Annotated in this window: 15 protein-coding genes and 1 other RNA gene; 9 read left to right on the forward strand and 7 right to left on the reverse strand. The window is 42.3% G+C overall.

What is annotated here, in order from left to right; genetic code table 11:
• Window positions 1–137 precede the first annotated feature (137 nt).
• From FQ608_RS07255 to FQ608_RS07265, 3 genes are all read left to right on the forward strand, one after another.
• The gene (locus FQ608_RS07255; protein WP_158857160.1) at window positions 138–470 is read left to right on the forward strand and encodes a hypothetical protein; all 333 of its coding nucleotides are present in this window, start codon (window positions 138–140) and stop codon (window positions 468–470) included.
• 226 nt (window positions 471–696) lie between these two features.
• A complete protein-coding gene (locus FQ608_RS07260) occupies window positions 697–903 on the forward strand; it encodes a type II toxin-antitoxin system VapB family antitoxin (RefSeq protein ID WP_158857161.1) in 207 nt (68 codons plus the stop codon).
• A complete protein-coding gene (locus FQ608_RS07265; RefSeq protein WP_158857162.1) occupies window positions 900–1,283 on the forward strand; it encodes a PIN domain-containing protein in 384 nt (127 codons plus the stop codon). The genes FQ608_RS07260 and FQ608_RS07265 overlap by 4 nt, the downstream gene beginning before the upstream one ends.
• 238 nt (window positions 1,284–1,521) lie before the next feature.
• Here FQ608_RS07265 and FQ608_RS07270 read toward each other — a convergent pair whose 3' ends face one another.
• The 3 genes from FQ608_RS07270 to betA are packed head-to-tail and all read right to left on the reverse strand — an operon-like array spanning window position 1,522 to window position 6,216.
• Window positions 1,522–3,006: a sodium:solute symporter family protein gene (locus tag FQ608_RS07270; protein WP_158857163.1), complete on the reverse strand. Its 1,485-nt coding sequence runs from the start codon at window positions 3,004–3,006 to the stop codon at window positions 1,522–1,524.
• A gap of 57 nt (window positions 3,007–3,063) precedes the next feature.
• A complete protein-coding gene (locus tag FQ608_RS07275) occupies window positions 3,064–4,545 on the reverse strand; it encodes an aldehyde dehydrogenase family protein (RefSeq protein ID WP_158857164.1) in 1,482 nt (493 codons plus the stop codon).
• Window positions 4,546–6,216, reverse strand: a complete 1,671-nt coding sequence (betA, locus tag FQ608_RS07280) for a choline dehydrogenase (protein WP_158857165.1) — start codon at window positions 6,214–6,216, stop codon at window positions 4,546–4,548.
• Between the two features lie 630 nt (window positions 6,217–6,846).
• Between betA and FQ608_RS07285 the strand changes: the two genes are divergently transcribed.
• The 3 genes from FQ608_RS07285 to FQ608_RS07295 are packed head-to-tail and all read left to right on the forward strand — an operon-like array spanning window position 6,847 to window position 10,649.
• Window positions 6,847–8,178 carry a hypothetical protein gene (locus FQ608_RS07285; RefSeq protein ID WP_158857166.1) on the forward strand — a complete coding sequence of 444 codons (1,332 nt, stop codon included), beginning with the start codon at window positions 6,847–6,849 and terminating at the stop codon, window positions 8,176–8,178.
• Between the two features lie 12 nt (window positions 8,179–8,190).
• The gene (locus FQ608_RS07290) at window positions 8,191–9,792 is read left to right on the forward strand and encodes a BCCT family transporter (protein ID WP_158857167.1); all 1,602 of its coding nucleotides are present in this window, start codon (window positions 8,191–8,193) and stop codon (window positions 9,790–9,792) included.
• Window positions 9,789–10,649, forward strand: a complete 861-nt coding sequence (locus FQ608_RS07295; protein WP_158857168.1) for a universal stress protein — start codon at window positions 9,789–9,791, stop codon at window positions 10,647–10,649. Before FQ608_RS07290 ends, FQ608_RS07295 begins: the two co-directional genes overlap by 4 nt.
• Before the next feature lie 158 nt (window positions 10,650–10,807).
• On the opposite strand, the gene FQ608_RS07300 is transcribed toward FQ608_RS07295, so the two are convergent.
• The 4 genes from FQ608_RS07300 to ffs form a co-directional block, all read right to left on the reverse strand.
• On the reverse strand, window positions 10,808–11,521 hold the full coding sequence (locus tag FQ608_RS07300) for a cell division ATP-binding protein FtsE (protein WP_158857169.1): 714 nt from the start codon (window positions 11,519–11,521) through the stop codon (window positions 10,808–10,810).
• 2 nt (window positions 11,522–11,523) lie between these two features.
• On the reverse strand, window positions 11,524–11,727 hold the full coding sequence (locus FQ608_RS07305; protein WP_158857170.1) for a fructose-6-phosphate aldolase: 204 nt from the start codon (window positions 11,725–11,727) through the stop codon (window positions 11,524–11,526).
• Window positions 11,728–11,866: 139 nt separating this feature from the next.
• Window positions 11,867–12,523, reverse strand: coding sequence for a fructose-6-phosphate aldolase (gene fsa / locus FQ608_RS07310; RefSeq protein ID WP_158857171.1), 657 nt, complete (start codon window positions 12,521–12,523; stop codon window positions 11,867–11,869).
• 74 nt (window positions 12,524–12,597) lie between these two features.
• Window positions 12,598–12,684: signal recognition particle sRNA small type (ffs, locus tag FQ608_RS07315), an RNA gene on the reverse strand.
• 221 nt (window positions 12,685–12,905) lie between these two features.
• On the opposite strand from ffs, the gene FQ608_RS07320 reads away from it, so the two are divergent.
• The 3 genes from FQ608_RS07320 to FQ608_RS07330 all read left to right on the forward strand — a co-directional run bounded on the left by FQ608_RS07320 (window position 12,906) and on the right by FQ608_RS07330 (window position 15,473).
• Window positions 12,906–13,205, forward strand: a complete 300-nt coding sequence (locus FQ608_RS07320; RefSeq protein WP_158857172.1) for a hypothetical protein — start codon at window positions 12,906–12,908, stop codon at window positions 13,203–13,205.
• A 249-nt stretch (window positions 13,206–13,454) separates the two neighbouring features.
• The gene (locus FQ608_RS07325) at window positions 13,455–14,861 is read left to right on the forward strand and encodes an anthranilate synthase component I family protein (protein WP_158857173.1); all 1,407 of its coding nucleotides are present in this window, start codon (window positions 13,455–13,457) and stop codon (window positions 14,859–14,861) included.
• A 45-nt stretch (window positions 14,862–14,906) separates the two neighbouring features.
• Window positions 14,907–15,473 (forward strand): anthranilate synthase component II, encoded by a 567-nt coding sequence (locus tag FQ608_RS07330; protein WP_158857174.1) that lies wholly within the window; start codon window positions 14,907–14,909, stop codon window positions 15,471–15,473.
• The last annotated feature ends 61 nt before the right edge of the window (window positions 15,474–15,534 follow it).

The following is a 15,534-nucleotide window of genomic DNA, read 5'->3' on the forward strand; positions in this document are numbered from 1 at the left end:
AAAAATAGGTTATAGAATGATCTAATTATACTTTTAAAAGTTTGGCATAAATTATGAACATTGTTGATTAAATTGAGGTAGAAACCTACTTTAATTAAACTTAACCAATTTAATCATTTTATTAATCCAATTATTTTATGAAAACCAAATTAATAATTCCAGCAGTAATTGTAATGGGGCTTGCCTTTTCTCCCATGGCAGCTATGTCGAACACGATTGATCCTGTTACAGAAGTTAATTTCATTCAGGATACTGAAAAAACAAAAATTGAAAAAGAGAATTTGCCTGAAGTGGTAAAAGAATCTATCAAAAATGATGAGAAAACCCGTGATGCGGAAGTAAAAGAGGCTTGGCAAATGACGGGTGAAGATGGCAAAGTGTATTATGCTATCAAATTCGATCATAACGGTACAGAAATATCCAAAAAATATGACGCTACCGGCAAGGAAGTAAAAGAGAAGAAAGACTAAGGTTTTAACTTCACCAACAAAATAAAAAGCATCGATATTATCGGTGCTTTTTTTTTTTGTTTCGATCCAGAGTTTACAAAACTAGCATGACCAGAATACCGAATCAATCCGTTTCCAATTACAAATTGGAAGAAATATTCGGGTGTAGTTACAAGCTACACCCAGTTGGGAAATCAAAGGAAAACCAATACGATATATTGTCGTATATTTGTAAAAAACTTAATATATGAAAGTTACAGCTATAATTCCTGACGAAATGATATCCGAAGCGATGGCAATGTCCAAGACGAAAACGATCACGGAAACGCTAAAGGTTGCCTTAACTGCCTACATTAGATCGCAAAAGATCAAGCAGCTTGGATCCGCTGTTTTGAAAGAACCATTGGAATTCAATTATTCTGCTAAGCAACTGCGTAAGATAAATCGTGAATGAAAGGTTTAGTTTTCGATACTTCCATTTGGATTGAATATTTAAGAGGGAATCCTGAATTCTTTGATACTTGCCAAACGCTTCTTGAGAATGGAGAGGTATTCGGCCTAGAACTTATTTTTGCGGAATTATTGCAGGGTGCAAGAGGGAAAAGGGAGGTTGACCTCATCTTGGCGTATTTCTCTATAGTTACTTCTTTGGATGAACCTTTTCTGATTATTGAATCCGGTTTACTTTCCCACAAATCTGACTTTATCCATCATGGAGTTGGATTGATTGATGTGATCATCGTAAAGGCAGTTCAGAAAAATGATCTCTTACTATGGACCTTGGATAAGAAATTGAGGAAAATTGCGGGCTATGATTTTTTGTTTAATCCTTAAAAAAACAAGACTCCCTTCCCACCACCCTCCCCTAGGTTTAATATTTCACTACACTTTTCTATCTGAGATCTGCTTATGAAATTCAATCTTTCAAAAGCCATTTGCAATGGCCATCTACGAACCCAATTTCTGGACAACTGGAATAACTTGTTTTTTAATTATCCGCATTCCAAATGAAAGGGATATTTGTGTGTATTTGCATACTACACACAGTCCAGGCCAGTTAGCAAGTAAATTTTTAAAGCTTGGGTTCAATTATTTTTCCATTGCTTTTAGAATGTGTCAAATAAGAAACTACTACAATGGTTATCAAACCGGATAGCATGGCAAAGGTTCTAAAGGGAAACAGAATTCCTTCTACAGGATCATTCATAGGATAGGGTAGGAAAGGAGGGATGCCAAAGAGGGGTTCTCCACCTCCAAATCTTAACACCAAAGCCATCAGGATGCCTGCGACTGCCCCATATTGGTTACTTTTTTTGAAATAGAGAGCTAGTAGCAATTGCGGAAATAATATTACATAAACCAAGTCCGCACACAGGTACCAAAGGTCATAGACACTTTGCAAGGTCAAGGCCAACCAGGTGGCCACCGCCCCAGTGAATAAAATGGCCAATCTTATGGTCAACCGAATTTGTTTGTCCGTGCAGCCCGGGTTTATAAGGGGCCGGTATATATTCCAGGTAAACATGGAAGATGCAGAGAGTACGGAAGAATCAACAGAGGACATCACTGCGGCCGCTACGGCACCTAAGCCTAGAGCCGCCACAAGTGGCGGGGTCATTTCCAGTAACACATAGGGCAAGACCATGGTTGCTTCAGGTGCTGTACCCAACCCAGAACTACTCCAGTCAAACCCGGCCCCGGCAATGCCAATCCATATGGCTGGAATGGCCATCAAAGCACAACAAATCCCCCCGTAAATGGAAAGACGGACAGCAGATCGGTCAGATTTCGAAGAAAGTACTCTTTGGAAATACACCTGCCAGGGAATACCTCCCATAATCAGGAGAAGCGCAAAATCCATCCACACCCAAATTTGGTTGCCCCAATTGGGATCATTTCCTAAAAATGCCTGTAAAGGTGGGAAAAGGGTCAAGCCGTTTTTCATGCTCTGGTCATACAGGTCAAGTGCCATCTCAAAGCCGCCGATTTTTTGGATGGCAAAGGGAATGCTGATGCCCAAACCTACAAGGATAAAGACCAATTGAACCACATCCGTATAGGCCACGGACCATAGCCCCCCCACCATTGTATAAAGTATGGCAATGCCGGCAGAAACAAGGATGGAAGTTTCCAAGTCCAATTCAAAAATGGTGGCGAAGGTTATTCCCAAGGCAGCTAGTATGGCTGCACTCCAAAATATCTCCCCAACCAAGGCAGGTATGAATAGGACCGCAGCAGTTTTTTTTCCGTATTTCTGTTCAAAAACATCAATGAAGGTGGTAAAACCATAGCTCCGGATTTTTTTGGCAAAAAACAGACCGCCTAAAATAAGGCTCAAAGCATACCCCCAAGGTGCTTGGGCCCATACCAGGCCACGGGCACTGTCATAAACGGCCTCACTGGTACCGATGATGTAGCCGCCACCCACCCAGGTGGCCGTCATGGTAAATATCCCTATCCATGCCGGCATCCTCCGGCCTGCCAAGAGCAGTCCCTGGGCACTTTTGTCTCCCGATTCTTTCCTGCTGGCATAGATACCCGTCAGAAGGATCAGCAAATAAAAAAAGATGGTGACGATTATTCCGAGCGTCCTGGTATCGATAGCAATGGGGGTTTAGGATTTGCTTCCAAACCATTGCAATGGCTGGGGCTTAAAATTTTGATAGACGTGTTTAATTTCTGTATATTCCTCCAGGCCAATGCGGCCTAGCTCCCTCCCCACCCCGGACTGTTTATAACCTCCCCAGGGGGCTTGGGTAAAATAGATATTGAAGTCATTGACCCAAACGGTTCCAAAGCGGAGGGCCTTGCTGACCCTTTCGATTCTTTCCGGATCATTGCTCCAAAATCCCGCTGACAGGCCGTAAATGGTGTCGTTGGCATGCTGAATGACATCATCTTCTGTTTCAAATTGCTCAATGTGAATTACTGGACCAAAAACTTCTTCTCTAACAATGGACATTCCCGGATGGCAATCAGTAAGTAAGGTGGGTTCATAGAAAAAACCCTTTTTCAAGGATTTATCGGTGGGTCTTTTGCCGCCACATACCAGTTTGGCTCCTTCCCTCACCGCCAGATTTACATGTTCCTCTACTTTAAGAAGTTGGGCTTCGGAAATAAGGGGACCCATTTGAGTCCCCTCCTCCATGCCGCTTCCCAACTTGATTTTTTTTATCCGGTCGGCCAGTAAGGCGACCACCCTGTCATGTATGGAGGCTTCCAGCATGACCCGGGTTCCGGCAGAACAAATTTGTCCGGCGTGGAAAAACACGCCGTTCATGATAAAATCCACAGCCGTTTCCCAATCCGATTCGGCAAAAAGGATATGGGGGTTTTTACCCCCCAGTTCTAGAGCGATTTTCTTCACATTCCCTGCGGCGGCCTGCATGATTTTTTTCCCTGTTACTACCCCTCCGGTAAAGGAAATCATATCCACGTCAAGGCTTTCAGCCAGTTCCGCGCCAACAGATTCCCCGGGTCCTGTCACCGTATTTATCACGCCATGGGGGAAGCCGATTTCTTCCGTAAGTTTAGTAAATGCCAAAGTGGACAAAGGTGTCAGTTCACTGGGTTTTATCACCATGGTGCAGCCTGCAGCCAAAGACGGGGCTATTTTCCAAGCGGCTTGTAGTAGGGGATAGTTCCATGGACAGATCAGGCCTACTACGCCCACAGGTTCCCTTTCCAGACGGCTATGGCTATTGGGATTGGGACTTTGTATTACCTCTCCGCCGATCTTATCCGCCAATCCGCCATAATACCTGAATATCCCGGCAATGTCGTCCATATCCCATAGGCTCTCTGTATAGGTTTTACCGGTGTTTAGCGTTTCCATTTCAGCCAACTGGGATCTGTTTTTCTCAATTAGATCGCCCAGTTCATACACCATTTTCCCACGTTTAGTGGCTGAAACGCCGGACCATTCTCCTTGGTCAAAGGCCTTTCTTGCGGCATTTATTGCCTTTTTGGTATCCCCTCGGTCTGCCTCGGATACTTCTGCAATTATTTCTTGATTATAAGGATTGATGATACTTCGGTAGGCTCCTTTTAGAGCGGGAACCCAATTACCGTCGATGTAGATCTCATGATGCTCCATTTAATTGGAAAATTGGTTTTTTACTGTTATTTTATTGTGATGGTAAAAGGGGACTTCTTCAGGTGGTGCGGGTGTATTGCCCAGTAGAATGTCTGCAGCCTTTTCGGCGATCATGATTACGGGGGCATAAATGTTGCCATTGGTGACATAAGGCATTACTGAGGCATCCACTACGCTTAGGTTGGATATGCCATGGACGCTGAGGTTTTTGTCTACCACTGCCATATCATCGTAGCCCATTTTACATGTACAACTGGGATGGTAAGCACTTTCTCCTTCTCGCGCTACGAATTCCAGAATTTGTTCGTCCGTTTCTACAGCACTTCCGGGAGATATTTCGTCGCCTCTTAAGTCATCAAATGCCGGTTGGTTGATCAGGTTTCTTGTGCAACGGATGGCCTCTATCCATTCTTTTCTTTCCTGTTCTGTAGAAAGGTAATTAAAAAGTATGCTGGGATATTCGTTCGGATCTGCCGATTTGATTTTGACATGCCCTCTCACATCGGTATTCATGGGGCCCACATGCAATTGAAATCCATGCCCTTCATTAGGGGCTGACCCATCATAGCGGATGGCGATGGGTAAAAAGTGGTATTGAAGATTAGGGTAGGTCACATCGTCATTGCTTCTGATAAAGCCACCCGCTTCAAAATGGTTGCTAGCCCCTATGCCTGTTTTGTTAAAGAGCCATTCTAGTCCGATTTTGGGCTGGTTATAAAATTTTAGGGAAGGGTAGAGACTTACCGGTTTCTTGGCTGCCCACTGCACATATACTTCCAGATGATCCTGGAGGTTTTCACCCACACCGGGAAGGTCCGCCACAACTTTAATTCCATGTTGGCTGATCTCTTTGCCATTGCCTATGCCTGAAAGTTGCAGAACCTGCGGGGAATTGATAGCACCGCCACAGCAAACGACCTCGCCTCCATAGACTTTGTGGAGAGTTTTTCCTTTTTGGAATTCAACACCTATGGCTTTTTTACCTTCAAAAAGAATGCGTGTAACATTTGATTTCAGGCTGATGGTAAGGTTCTTCCGCTGCTTTACCGGATGTAAATACGCCCGAGCTGCATTCCACCTTTTGCCTTTATATATTGTGGCGTCAAATTTCCCAAAGCCCTCTTGCTGGTAACCGTTGACATCGTCCGTTAGGGGATAGCCAGCTTGCTGTACCGATGCGAAGAAGGCGTCAAACAAGGGATTGTCACATTTTGGTGTGGTAAGGTGAAGCGGCCCTCCCTGACCCCGGTATTTATCAGCACCGGCAAGTCGGTTTTCCAAACGCTTGAAGTATGGGAGGCAATGGCTAAAATTCCAATCTTCTAAGCCATCCTCTTCGGCCCACTTTTCATAGTCCAGCGGATTCCCACGGATGAAAATCATACCGTTAATGCAGCTTGATCCCCCCAATACTTTCCCTCTTGGTTGGTAAATTCTTCTACCTCCCATATAAGGCTCAGGATCTGACTCGTAGGCCCAATTGTAAAACGTGCCACTAAGGGGATAAGTCAGGGCTGCGGGCATGTGAATCCGGAAATCCCAAATATGGTCCATGCGTCCAGCTTCGATAACCAGGACATTGTTGTTTGGATCCTCGCTGAGCCTGTTGGCTAAAACACTACCGGCTGAACCGCCGCCAATAATAATAAAATCGTACTTTTCTTCAGGCATTATAATTCTATGTTCGGGCTGGCAATTGGTCGTTCAAAGTCTATTTGAACACCAACAGGTTTATGTGAATCCTTGCCAGTGATAAGGATACCGTTATATTTCTATAAACATATTTTCAGTGGAAAATTTGGAATAGTTGCTATAACAGTGAATAAAAGAGACCTCTAATTTAAACGTTAATTTCATCGGATACAAGTTTAGGGAGTGTAGCTCTGCATGACAATAGCCAGTTTTTGGTTTTCGTAGGAGATGGAAAGAACCGGGTAAATTTATTGGAATGCCTTCCTTATTTTTCTATCCGAATAGATTCCTAACCTAATAAAAGAAGACTTAAATTAATGGTTTTCAGTTGAATAAAAATATTTTGTTTCAAGTAGCAGGAAGCTCTGATAATTTATTTGGAGTAATAATGCAAGGAATTCCAGAAGCAAAAGTTCGGTTGACCTTTCAAAATCTTATTTGAGATCATTGGTGGGATAAACTCGTTTTGAGAAGGATTTAATTTCAGATGAAACAGTACGTTATTTTTTAATTGGTAGGTTAAATATGATATAAACAATAAATTTTATGCATTTTCATTCTTGTTTAAATTTTGATAGCTTTGCTATACTTACGTCAAACAAGGAATATATGCCCTATTTGTTATTTTTGATTTTGCTTTTCGGAAGTAACCTAAAAGCGGAAACAAAAAAGGATTCTTTAACCCACAGTAAGAGTAGGCAGTTTGTGGTAACTGGTCAGGATTATGGTACTAATAAAGGCACCCTTGAATTACCTGCCACAAGTCGTACTGAATTCCTAGATAGGGACACTACCTGGCTTAAAGTTGGAGGGGCTTTCCGGCTTAATAATATATATGCCCACTATGAAGGCCAGACTTTTCCATTAGGAACGTTTTTAAGAAACGAATGGACATGGGATACTTGGAGGTTAAATGTAGATGCGTATAGTGACGGCATTCAACTATCCTTCGAATACCGGTTTTACCCGACCTTTAATACACACTTCCTGAAATACGGTTGGCTGGGATACCGCTTCAATGAAAAGACCAGTTTTAAAATGGGTGTGACCCAAGTTCCTTTCGGGTTGTTAACGTATGCCTCGCATAGCTGGTGGTTTCAGTTGCCGTATTATCTGGGGTTAGAGGACGATCATCAGATGGGGTTTCACGTTTCCCATGAATGGGAGGGCTGGCTACTGGATGGAGCCTATTTTCTGTTATCAGAACCCAGAGGAACGAATGATGTTACCTTTGGGGCTTTTTCTACAGCTAGGTATTCCTATGACGTGGTCCCAATTCCGGGAAATTCAAATATTGAGCGGCATCAAATAAATCTCCGGGCAGTCCGAAAATTGCCCGGTCATGAACTGGGACTGTCCCTCCAAAGTCACGAATTGTACAATTTACAAACTAGTCATTCAGGGTACCAATGGGCAGCAGCACTTCACCACGAGGCGAATTGGGGTAAGTTGAACTTGAAATCAGAGGCAATATATTATACATATAATGATGTGAGAAATGATGACGGGATAGTGTTGGACGTGGTTCAAATGGGGGCTTATGGTTTTGGCACCTATGATGTCGCCAACAGAGCCGCACTTTATGTTATTGGTTTAGCCTACGACATTCCGCTTAGCTGGGGTCCGATACGCAATGTTCAGCTATACAATGATTATACGTTGATGCAAAAGTTAACCTCAGGCCAGGGAGGCCCTGTGTTTTCGTACAGGAAGTCTCAGCAAAATGTCTTTGGAGCGCTTGTTTCAGCAGGTCAGGTATATTCCTATTTCGATGTGGCAATGGGTTACAATCATCCTTGGATAACCGATGCTTTCGGAGGGAATGCCCTGGGTACCGGAAGAGGGATAGATTATAGGCAGCCTATATCGGTTCTCAATCCCACCGATTCGGATCCGGGTTGGAATACACGATTAAACATAAATATTGGCTATTATTTCTAAAAAAATAACTTTATGAAAAACAAATACTTTGACATTCATGCACCGGTATTTTGGCCTTCGGTAGTTTTGATAATTCTGTTTATTACCGTCACACTTTGGGTAGGGGAACCAATGGCACTGGTCTTTGCATCCAGTAAAGCATTTATTACTGAAAAGACGGGCTGGTTATTTATCATTGCGGTCAACGCCTTTATCGTTTTCTGCTTCTACCTTGGATTTAGCAAGTTTGGGGACATTCGACTTGGGGGCAAAGAGGCCCAGCCGGAGTTCTCAACTGGAGCCTGGTTTGCCATGCTATTTAGTGCGGGTATGGGTATTGGGCTTTTATTCTGGGGAGTAGCTGAACCCGTTTACCATTATGCCATTCCACCCTATGGAGAAGCCTATTCTCTTGAAGCCGCTAAACGGGCCATAAACCTTACCTTTTTACATTGGGGCTTTCATGCCTGGGCTATTTACGCAGTGGTAGGACTGGCTTTGGCTTTTTTTGCATACAACAGAAAGTTACCCCTCACCATTCGTTCCGTTTTTTATCCCTTGTTAGGTGATCGGATAAACGGATGGATGGGTGATGTCATTGACGTATTGGCCGTATTGGCAACGCTTTTTGGCCTGGCCACCTCTTTGGGATTGGGTGTTCAACAAGTCAGTGGAGGCTTGTTTTATCTATTCGGAATTTCCAATTCCGTAACTGTACAAGTGATTCTGATAGCAGGCATTACATTAATTGCCACTGTTTCTGTCATTTCGGGTATCGATAAAGGAGTAAAGTTTCTAAGCCAATGGAATGTAAGAATTGCGGCCATTTTACTGTTATTTGTATTGATCGTAGGTCCAACACTATTTATATTTCGATCCTTTGTACAGAACATGGGGAACTATTTGGGCAGTATTTTGGAAGTGTCTACCTGGACGGAAGCATACCGGGATAATGGCTGGCAAGGTGATTGGACCGTATTTTATTGGGCTTGGTGGATCTCTTGGTCTCCCTTTGTAGGGATGTTTATCGCGCGGATTTCCCGTGGACGCACCATTAAGGAATTTATCTTTGGGGTTTTGCTTATCCCTACCTTATTGACTTTTTTGTGGCTTACCGCACTTGGGGGTTCAGCCATTTATCTTGACATGCAGGAAGCAGCGCTTAGCGGCAGTCATGATTTGGCAGAAGCGATTACAGGAGATGTATCCATCGCTCTGTTCGTATTTCTTGAAAATTTCCCTTTCAGCGGAATTGGCTCAGTAATCGGAATTCTGCTAGTAACCAGTTTTTTCGTAACTTCTTCTGATTCGGGTTCATTGGTTATAGACAGCATTACCGCAGGCGGTAAGTTGGATGCGCCAGTGGGACAAAGGGTTTTCTGGGCAACGACCGAAGGAGCCGTAGCGGCAGTGTTATTGATAGGAGGAGGGTTGACAGCTCTTCAGACTGCAGCTATCATCACGGGGTTGCCCTTTTTGGTGATTTTGGTCATTATGTGTTACTCCCTGCATAAGGGACTGCGTAAGGAATATGCCAGGCTCAGCCAATTTGACAAGGATCTGGATCGTAAATCCTACGAAAAAAGATTGTCAGATGTCATTATGAAAAAACTGGATAAACAAAAGAAATCATGAGCACTTTAAAAAAAATCGGATTGTTTATAGACTTGTCCGATATGGACAAGCTATTGTTACAATACATTCAAAAACTGGATGATGTTTTTGATTTTGAACAGCTTACACTTATTCATTTTGTTGCGCTGGAAGAGATTTCCAAAGAAATAGGGGACATGCTACCCTATTTAGATAAATCACTGAATGAAATTTTGGAGGAGGAAGCGTTTGAAAAAGTGGAAATAGTCTTCGGGGAAAGAAAAAGTAGCATTCACGTGAAAATTTACTCAGGAGGTCAACTAGATCAGTTAATTGATTGGGTGGATGCGCAGAAATTTGATTTGGTTTTACTGGGGAAAAAATCAGTCCATGGAGGGTCAGGTGTTTTTAGCAGTAAGGTAGTGCGGTTGACCTCATCAAATACTCTTTTCATTCCCGAAACGTCAAAAGCATCAATTCAAAAGATCATCTTGCCGCTTGATTTTTCTAAATATTCTGAAAACCTAGCCTCCTTGGTCATATCATTATCAAAGCATACAGGGGCAGTTGTCCTGCCTGTTCATGTATTAAAAGTAGGCATGCAGTATTTTCCTTATATTAGGAAGCCCTCTGAATTTCAGGAGGCATTGGAAAAAAAGACGATATCCAACTACATAAAGCTTAAGAAAAAAACCGGATTGGAGGTAGATATGGAAATCATCAAAGGAGAGGATAAGCCGGTAGGCAGGAGTATTTACGATTATGCCATTCGTAAAGGCGCAGATCTGATTGTCCTGGGAAATAAGGGAAAATCGGATGATGATACCCTGTTGATTGGCTCGGTGGCGGAGCAGCTTATCGCTTCGGACAAACACCTGCCTGTACTGATTGTGAAATAGAAACTGGAATGGATAATACGATGCAGTTACAAATAATTTGGAAAAACAAAAAAACATTATTTACAAGGAGAATACCAAACTCCAGCTTCTCGATATTTTCCTGACGGCTCGATCCTTAAGTTTCTAAAAAAAACAACGTGAAGGGCATAAAATTTTCTCTAGGAAAAAACTGTCTTTAAAGAAATATCCGTTGAAGTACTATCTAACAAGGAACCATTTTCACACTTTAAAATCCGGTAGGGATATTTTTTTAGCAGGTCATAATTGTGGGTGGCCATTAGGATGGCAGTACCACGCTTGTTGATTTCTTGGAAAAGGCGAAAGATACCGTCTGAAACTTCGGGGTCTAAATTCCCCGTAGGTTCGTCAGCCAACAAGATAGATGGCTCATTTAGCAATGCTCGGGCTATAACGACGCGTTGCTGTTCACCACCCGACAATTGATGGGGAAATTTTGTGGCGGCGCCCCCTAAACCCACTCCCATGAGTACCTCAATCATACGGCTTTTCATTTTGGTTTTGTCCTTCCAGCCTGTGGCACGCATGACAAAGTATAGGTTTTCCGCAACCGTGCGGTCGGGAAAAAGCTGAAAATCTTGGAATACGATTCCGAGTTTTCTTCGTAAAAACGGTACTTGCTTTGATTTAATGCCATTTAGACTGTAGCCGGCAATTTCACCTTCCCCCATAATCAGAGGGAGATCAGCATATAGCGTTTTGAGGAGGGAACTTTTGCCACTTCCGGTACGGCCAATTAAAAAAACAAATTCACCTTTAGCTATCGAAAAATTGAGCTCTTTCAAAATCGTATTGATGCCCTGGAACACGCAGGCATTACTCATTTTCACGACAGGTTCATCCGTAAATACCATAATCAAAGGGATAATTTTTGAAGTTTGCCAAAAGGTAACTCTTTAATGAGCGATTCCAATTCCTGTTCTTTGCCCTCCAGACCGAATTTTTCAATATTTTTCAGGGGCCTGTCCGCTCTGAAGTAGGCGACCAAAACGAAATTTTCATCCCTGATCTGAATATAGTCGGGTATTTTTGCTTTTCCTTTGACTTTAATGATATACATGCAAGTTGCATTTGTTGGGTAGAAGACAAATAACGATACTCAGAAAATAAAAATGCACATTTTTGGTCAAAAAGTCTAAAAAAAACAAAAAAAGGGTAAAAACACATGGTCTTTACCCTTGCCAATGTAGTTATAAATGTTATTTGTTGCCTTTGGCATGATCAGCCAAAAACTGTGCCAGACCCTTGTCAGTCAATGGATGAGCAAGGAGTCCTGTAATTACATTTAGTGGACAGGTTACTACATCCGCACCGATTTCAGCACATTTGATAAGGTGCATGTAGTGACGGACTGATGCGGCTAATATCTCTGTTTCAAAACCATAATTGCCATAAATAAGAACAATTTGTTCGATAAGATCCAAGCCGTCAAAGCAAATATCATCCAATCTTCCTACAAAAGGAGAAAGATAGCTAGCGCCAGCCTTAGCGGCTAAAATTGCCTGACCTGCCGAAAACACCAACGTACAATTTGTGCGAATGCCTTCACTTGAAAAATACTTAATCGCTTTGACACCATCTTTGATCATTGGAATCTTAACCACGATTTTGTCATCAATCTTCGCCAAGGCTTTGCCTTCTTTAACCATACCATCAAAATCGGTAGAAATGACCTCAGCGCTTACGTTTCCGTCCACGATATCGCAAATGCTTTTATAATGTGCTAAAATATTTTCGGATCCAGTAATACCTTCTTTAGCCATCAGAGAAGGGTTGGTAGTCACTCCATCCAATACACCTAGATCGTAAGCTTCTTTTATTTCATTAAGGTTGGCTGTATCAACAAAGAATTTCATAATTTTTTGGGGGTTATATAGACGATCAAAATCTCACTAGTGTTCATGGCACGATATGCGATAGAAGAAGAAAAAAATAAGCGGCATCGCACCGCTACGACTGTCTACCCTTGCTTCCTTCCGGACCTGGGGGAGTTGACAGGAGCTGGTCGTGCCGCTCGATACAAAGGTACATATTTTGTCAACGGTAACAAGTTATAAGCGGGAGATTTCAAATTAAAATATTTAAAAATCTCATTTTCAACACAAAAAAAAATGGCAGCATTCTTGTGAGGCTCAATGTAAATTCATTTAAGAATTAAAACCACGTTTGAAAATTGGTTGAGTCTAATAAAATGGTTAAGGCAATTCTAATTTTAAGAAACCATTAAAAATTAATTGTATGAAAATCAAAAGTCTATTTCTAGTTTTGGGGTTGTTGTTTACCCTTGAGGCGTGTACTATTTTCCGACCGCGGATCCCCTATCAGATGGGCATGTCAGAAAGTAAATTTCTCCGCCAAAACCGGAAAGCTGTAATCAGTCAACTTGATAATGGAAGGAAAGTTTATCGGTTAATTACAGACGAAAGGTTTTATATGTTGGCCACCTTTGAAGATGGTGTTTTGACCAATTTGGAGGAAAGGGAAATTACCCCCCTTTGGCAGCAGCAGCGAATGATGGATTCGAATAACCCTAATTGACCCGGGAGTTATATGAATCCAAAAGAAATGTGATAAATCTTCCAAATAAAAAGTAGAATAATTTTTGTTAATTGGAAGCCATGCATATCTTTGTTTCATATTATGAAAAACAGCTCTAACGTACAAAACTGGTGGTGGTCTTTTAGCTTCTTTTAAGGGGAGTTCAGCTATCCATACCCTTTTGTTAAATTTATATTTAAGGCTTGCTGGACTCCAGTAAGCCTTTTTACTTTTAATCAGCTATTGTCCATGGAAAATTTCAAGATAAATACCCGATACAAAAAACTCCTTGCCGACACGTTGACGCCTGTCAGTGTTTATCTGCAGATCCGCGACAGGTATGCGAATCCAATTTTGTTGGAAAGTTCAGATTATCACGGTCACGACAACAGCTATTCCTATATATGCTGCGACCCAATTGCTACTTTTTCACTGGCCAACGGAACAATAAACCAAACCCTTCCTGATGGGAGTGCGTTATCGCATAAGCTGGAAAAAGGGGAAAAACTGGTTGATTATCTGCAAAAATTTTCCGCGAGGTTTGAGTCGGAGGACACGAGTTTTAAATTTATAACATCAGGCCTCTTCGGTTATATACAGTATGATGGAGTCGCCTATTTTGAGGATATTACGCTGACTAATACCAAGGCGTCTCAGGTTCCTCAGATGTATTATGCCGTCTACCGCAACATGATTGTGGTTGACCATTTCAAAAATGAACTGTATATTCTTGAGCATTATCTCGAAGGTGAGAATTTTGAGTCGGGAATTGACCGTATTGAAATGGTCCTCAATAATAAAAATCTGCCCAGCTATAGCTTCAAATTGGACGGAAAAGAAACATCCAACTACACCGATGTGGAGTTTTTGGATATCCTGAGCAAAGGCAGGGATCATTGCTTTAAAGGTGACGTCTTTCAGATCGTCCTTTCCAGGGCTTTTTCCACTGGGTTCAAAGGGGATGAATTTAATGTCTACAGAGCCCTGCGTTCAATTAATCCCTCCCCATACCTTTTTTACTTTGACTATGGGTCATACAAGGTCTTTGGAAGCTCCCCGGAAGCTCAAATTGTAATCAAAGAAAACCAGGCAACTATTTACCCCATTGCGGGAACATTCAAGCGGACCGGAAATGACAAGGCAGATGCTGAATTGGCCGTGAAGTTATATGATGATCCGAAGGAAAACTCGGAACATGTAATGCTGGTAGACTTGGCTCGAAATGATTTGAGTAGATCCTCGGAAAAGGTAAATGTAGAGGTGTTCAAAGAGATACAATATTACTCGCATGTAATTCATTTAGTGTCGAAGGTAACTGGTAAACTCCCCGAGGGCACAAACCCGTTGCAGTTGGTCGCTGATACTTTTCCCGCAGGTACCCTTTCTGGGGCACCAAAATACAGGGCTATGCAGCTAATCGATTCTTTGGAGAATACTTCCCGAAGGTTTTATGGAGGTGCCATTGGATTTCTCGGGTTCAACGGAGATTTCAATCATGCCATTCTAATTCGCTCCTTTTTGTCGGAAAATAATCAACTCCGCTTTCAAGCAGGGGCAGGGGTTGTTGCCAAGTCGTCTATTGAATCGGAATTACAGGAAGTGAGCAATAAGCTGGAAGCGCTACGTGTAGCATTGAAAAGCGCGGAGCAGATTTGATTTGAAAGTTCACCTCAGTTTCCAACACGATAAAACATCACTCAAATGAAAATACTAGTACTGGATAATTATGATTCTTTTACCTATAACTTGGTTTATATTATCCGGGATTTAGGGTATGGTGGGCAAATGGATATTTTTAGAAACGATAAGATATCTATTGATTCGGTCGAACAATATGATAAAATTTTACTCTCTCCCGGACCTGGAGTGCCGGAGGACGCAGGTATTATGCCGGAGCTTTTAAAGCGTTATTCCCCAACCAAGAATATTTTGGGGGTATGTCTGGGGCATCAGGCGATCGGAGAAGCTTTTGGTTCAGGTCTCATAAATTTAACTGAGGTTGTTCACGGTGTCGCCTCTAAGGTAAAGATTCAGCCGGATCCCCTTTTCGAAGGAATCCCTGAAACCTTTACTGTTGGTAGGTACCACAGTTGGGTGATTGATGAATCTACCCTGCCGGCCTCTTTGGAAGTCATTGCCAAGACACCGGACGGGCAAATTATGGCCGTTCGCCATACTTCCTTTAACGTGAAAGGGGTACAATTTCACCCGGAAAGTATCCTCACCGAACATGGAATACGCATGATGCAAAATTGGCTGGAGGGATGAACGATAACCTTCAAATTCCTTTGAAAAAAGATATTTCAATCACTTGTCAATATCCAAACTT

The sequence above is a fragment of the Lunatibacter salilacus genome (assembly GCF_009797935.1).
In the GTDB taxonomy this organism is placed as follows: domain Bacteria; phylum Bacteroidota; class Bacteroidia; order Cytophagales; family Cyclobacteriaceae; genus Lunatibacter; species Lunatibacter salilacus.

What these genes read in the sequence shown, in the direction of transcription:
- FQ608_RS07255 (WP_158857160.1), top strand. Translation starts at nt 138, where the DNA reads ATGAAAACCAAATTAATAATTCCAGCAGTAATTGTAATGGGGCTTGCC.
- FQ608_RS07260 (WP_158857161.1), top strand. Translation starts at nt 697, where the DNA reads ATGAAAGTTACAGCTATAATTCCTGACGAAATGATATCCGAAGCGATG.
- FQ608_RS07265 (WP_158857162.1), top strand. Translation starts at nt 900, where the DNA reads ATGAAAGGTTTAGTTTTCGATACTTCCATTTGGATTGAATATTTAAGA.
- FQ608_RS07275 (WP_158857164.1), bottom strand. Translation starts at nt 4,545, where the DNA reads ATGGAGCATCATGAGATCTACATCGACGGTAATTGGGTTCCCGCTCTA.
- betA (WP_158857165.1), bottom strand. Translation starts at nt 6,216, where the DNA reads ATGCCTGAAGAAAAGTACGATTTTATTATTATTGGCGGCGGTTCAGCC.
- FQ608_RS07285 (WP_158857166.1), top strand. Translation starts at nt 6,847, where the DNA reads ATGCCCTATTTGTTATTTTTGATTTTGCTTTTCGGAAGTAACCTAAAA.
- FQ608_RS07290 (WP_158857167.1), top strand. Translation starts at nt 8,191, where the DNA reads ATGAAAAACAAATACTTTGACATTCATGCACCGGTATTTTGGCCTTCG.
- FQ608_RS07295 (WP_158857168.1), top strand. Translation starts at nt 9,789, where the DNA reads ATGAGCACTTTAAAAAAAATCGGATTGTTTATAGACTTGTCCGATATG.
- FQ608_RS07300 (WP_158857169.1), bottom strand. Translation starts at nt 11,521, where the DNA reads ATGGTATTTACGGATGAACCTGTCGTGAAAATGAGTAATGCCTGCGTG.
- FQ608_RS07305 (WP_158857170.1), bottom strand. Translation starts at nt 11,727, where the DNA reads ATGTATATCATTAAAGTCAAAGGAAAAGCAAAAATACCCGACTATATT.
- fsa (WP_158857171.1), bottom strand. Translation starts at nt 12,523, where the DNA reads ATGAAATTCTTTGTTGATACAGCCAACCTTAATGAAATAAAAGAAGCT.
- FQ608_RS07320 (WP_158857172.1), top strand. Translation starts at nt 12,906, where the DNA reads ATGAAAATCAAAAGTCTATTTCTAGTTTTGGGGTTGTTGTTTACCCTT.
- FQ608_RS07325 (WP_158857173.1), top strand. Translation starts at nt 13,455, where the DNA reads ATGGAAAATTTCAAGATAAATACCCGATACAAAAAACTCCTTGCCGAC.
- FQ608_RS07330 (WP_158857174.1), top strand. Translation starts at nt 14,907, where the DNA reads ATGAAAATACTAGTACTGGATAATTATGATTCTTTTACCTATAACTTG.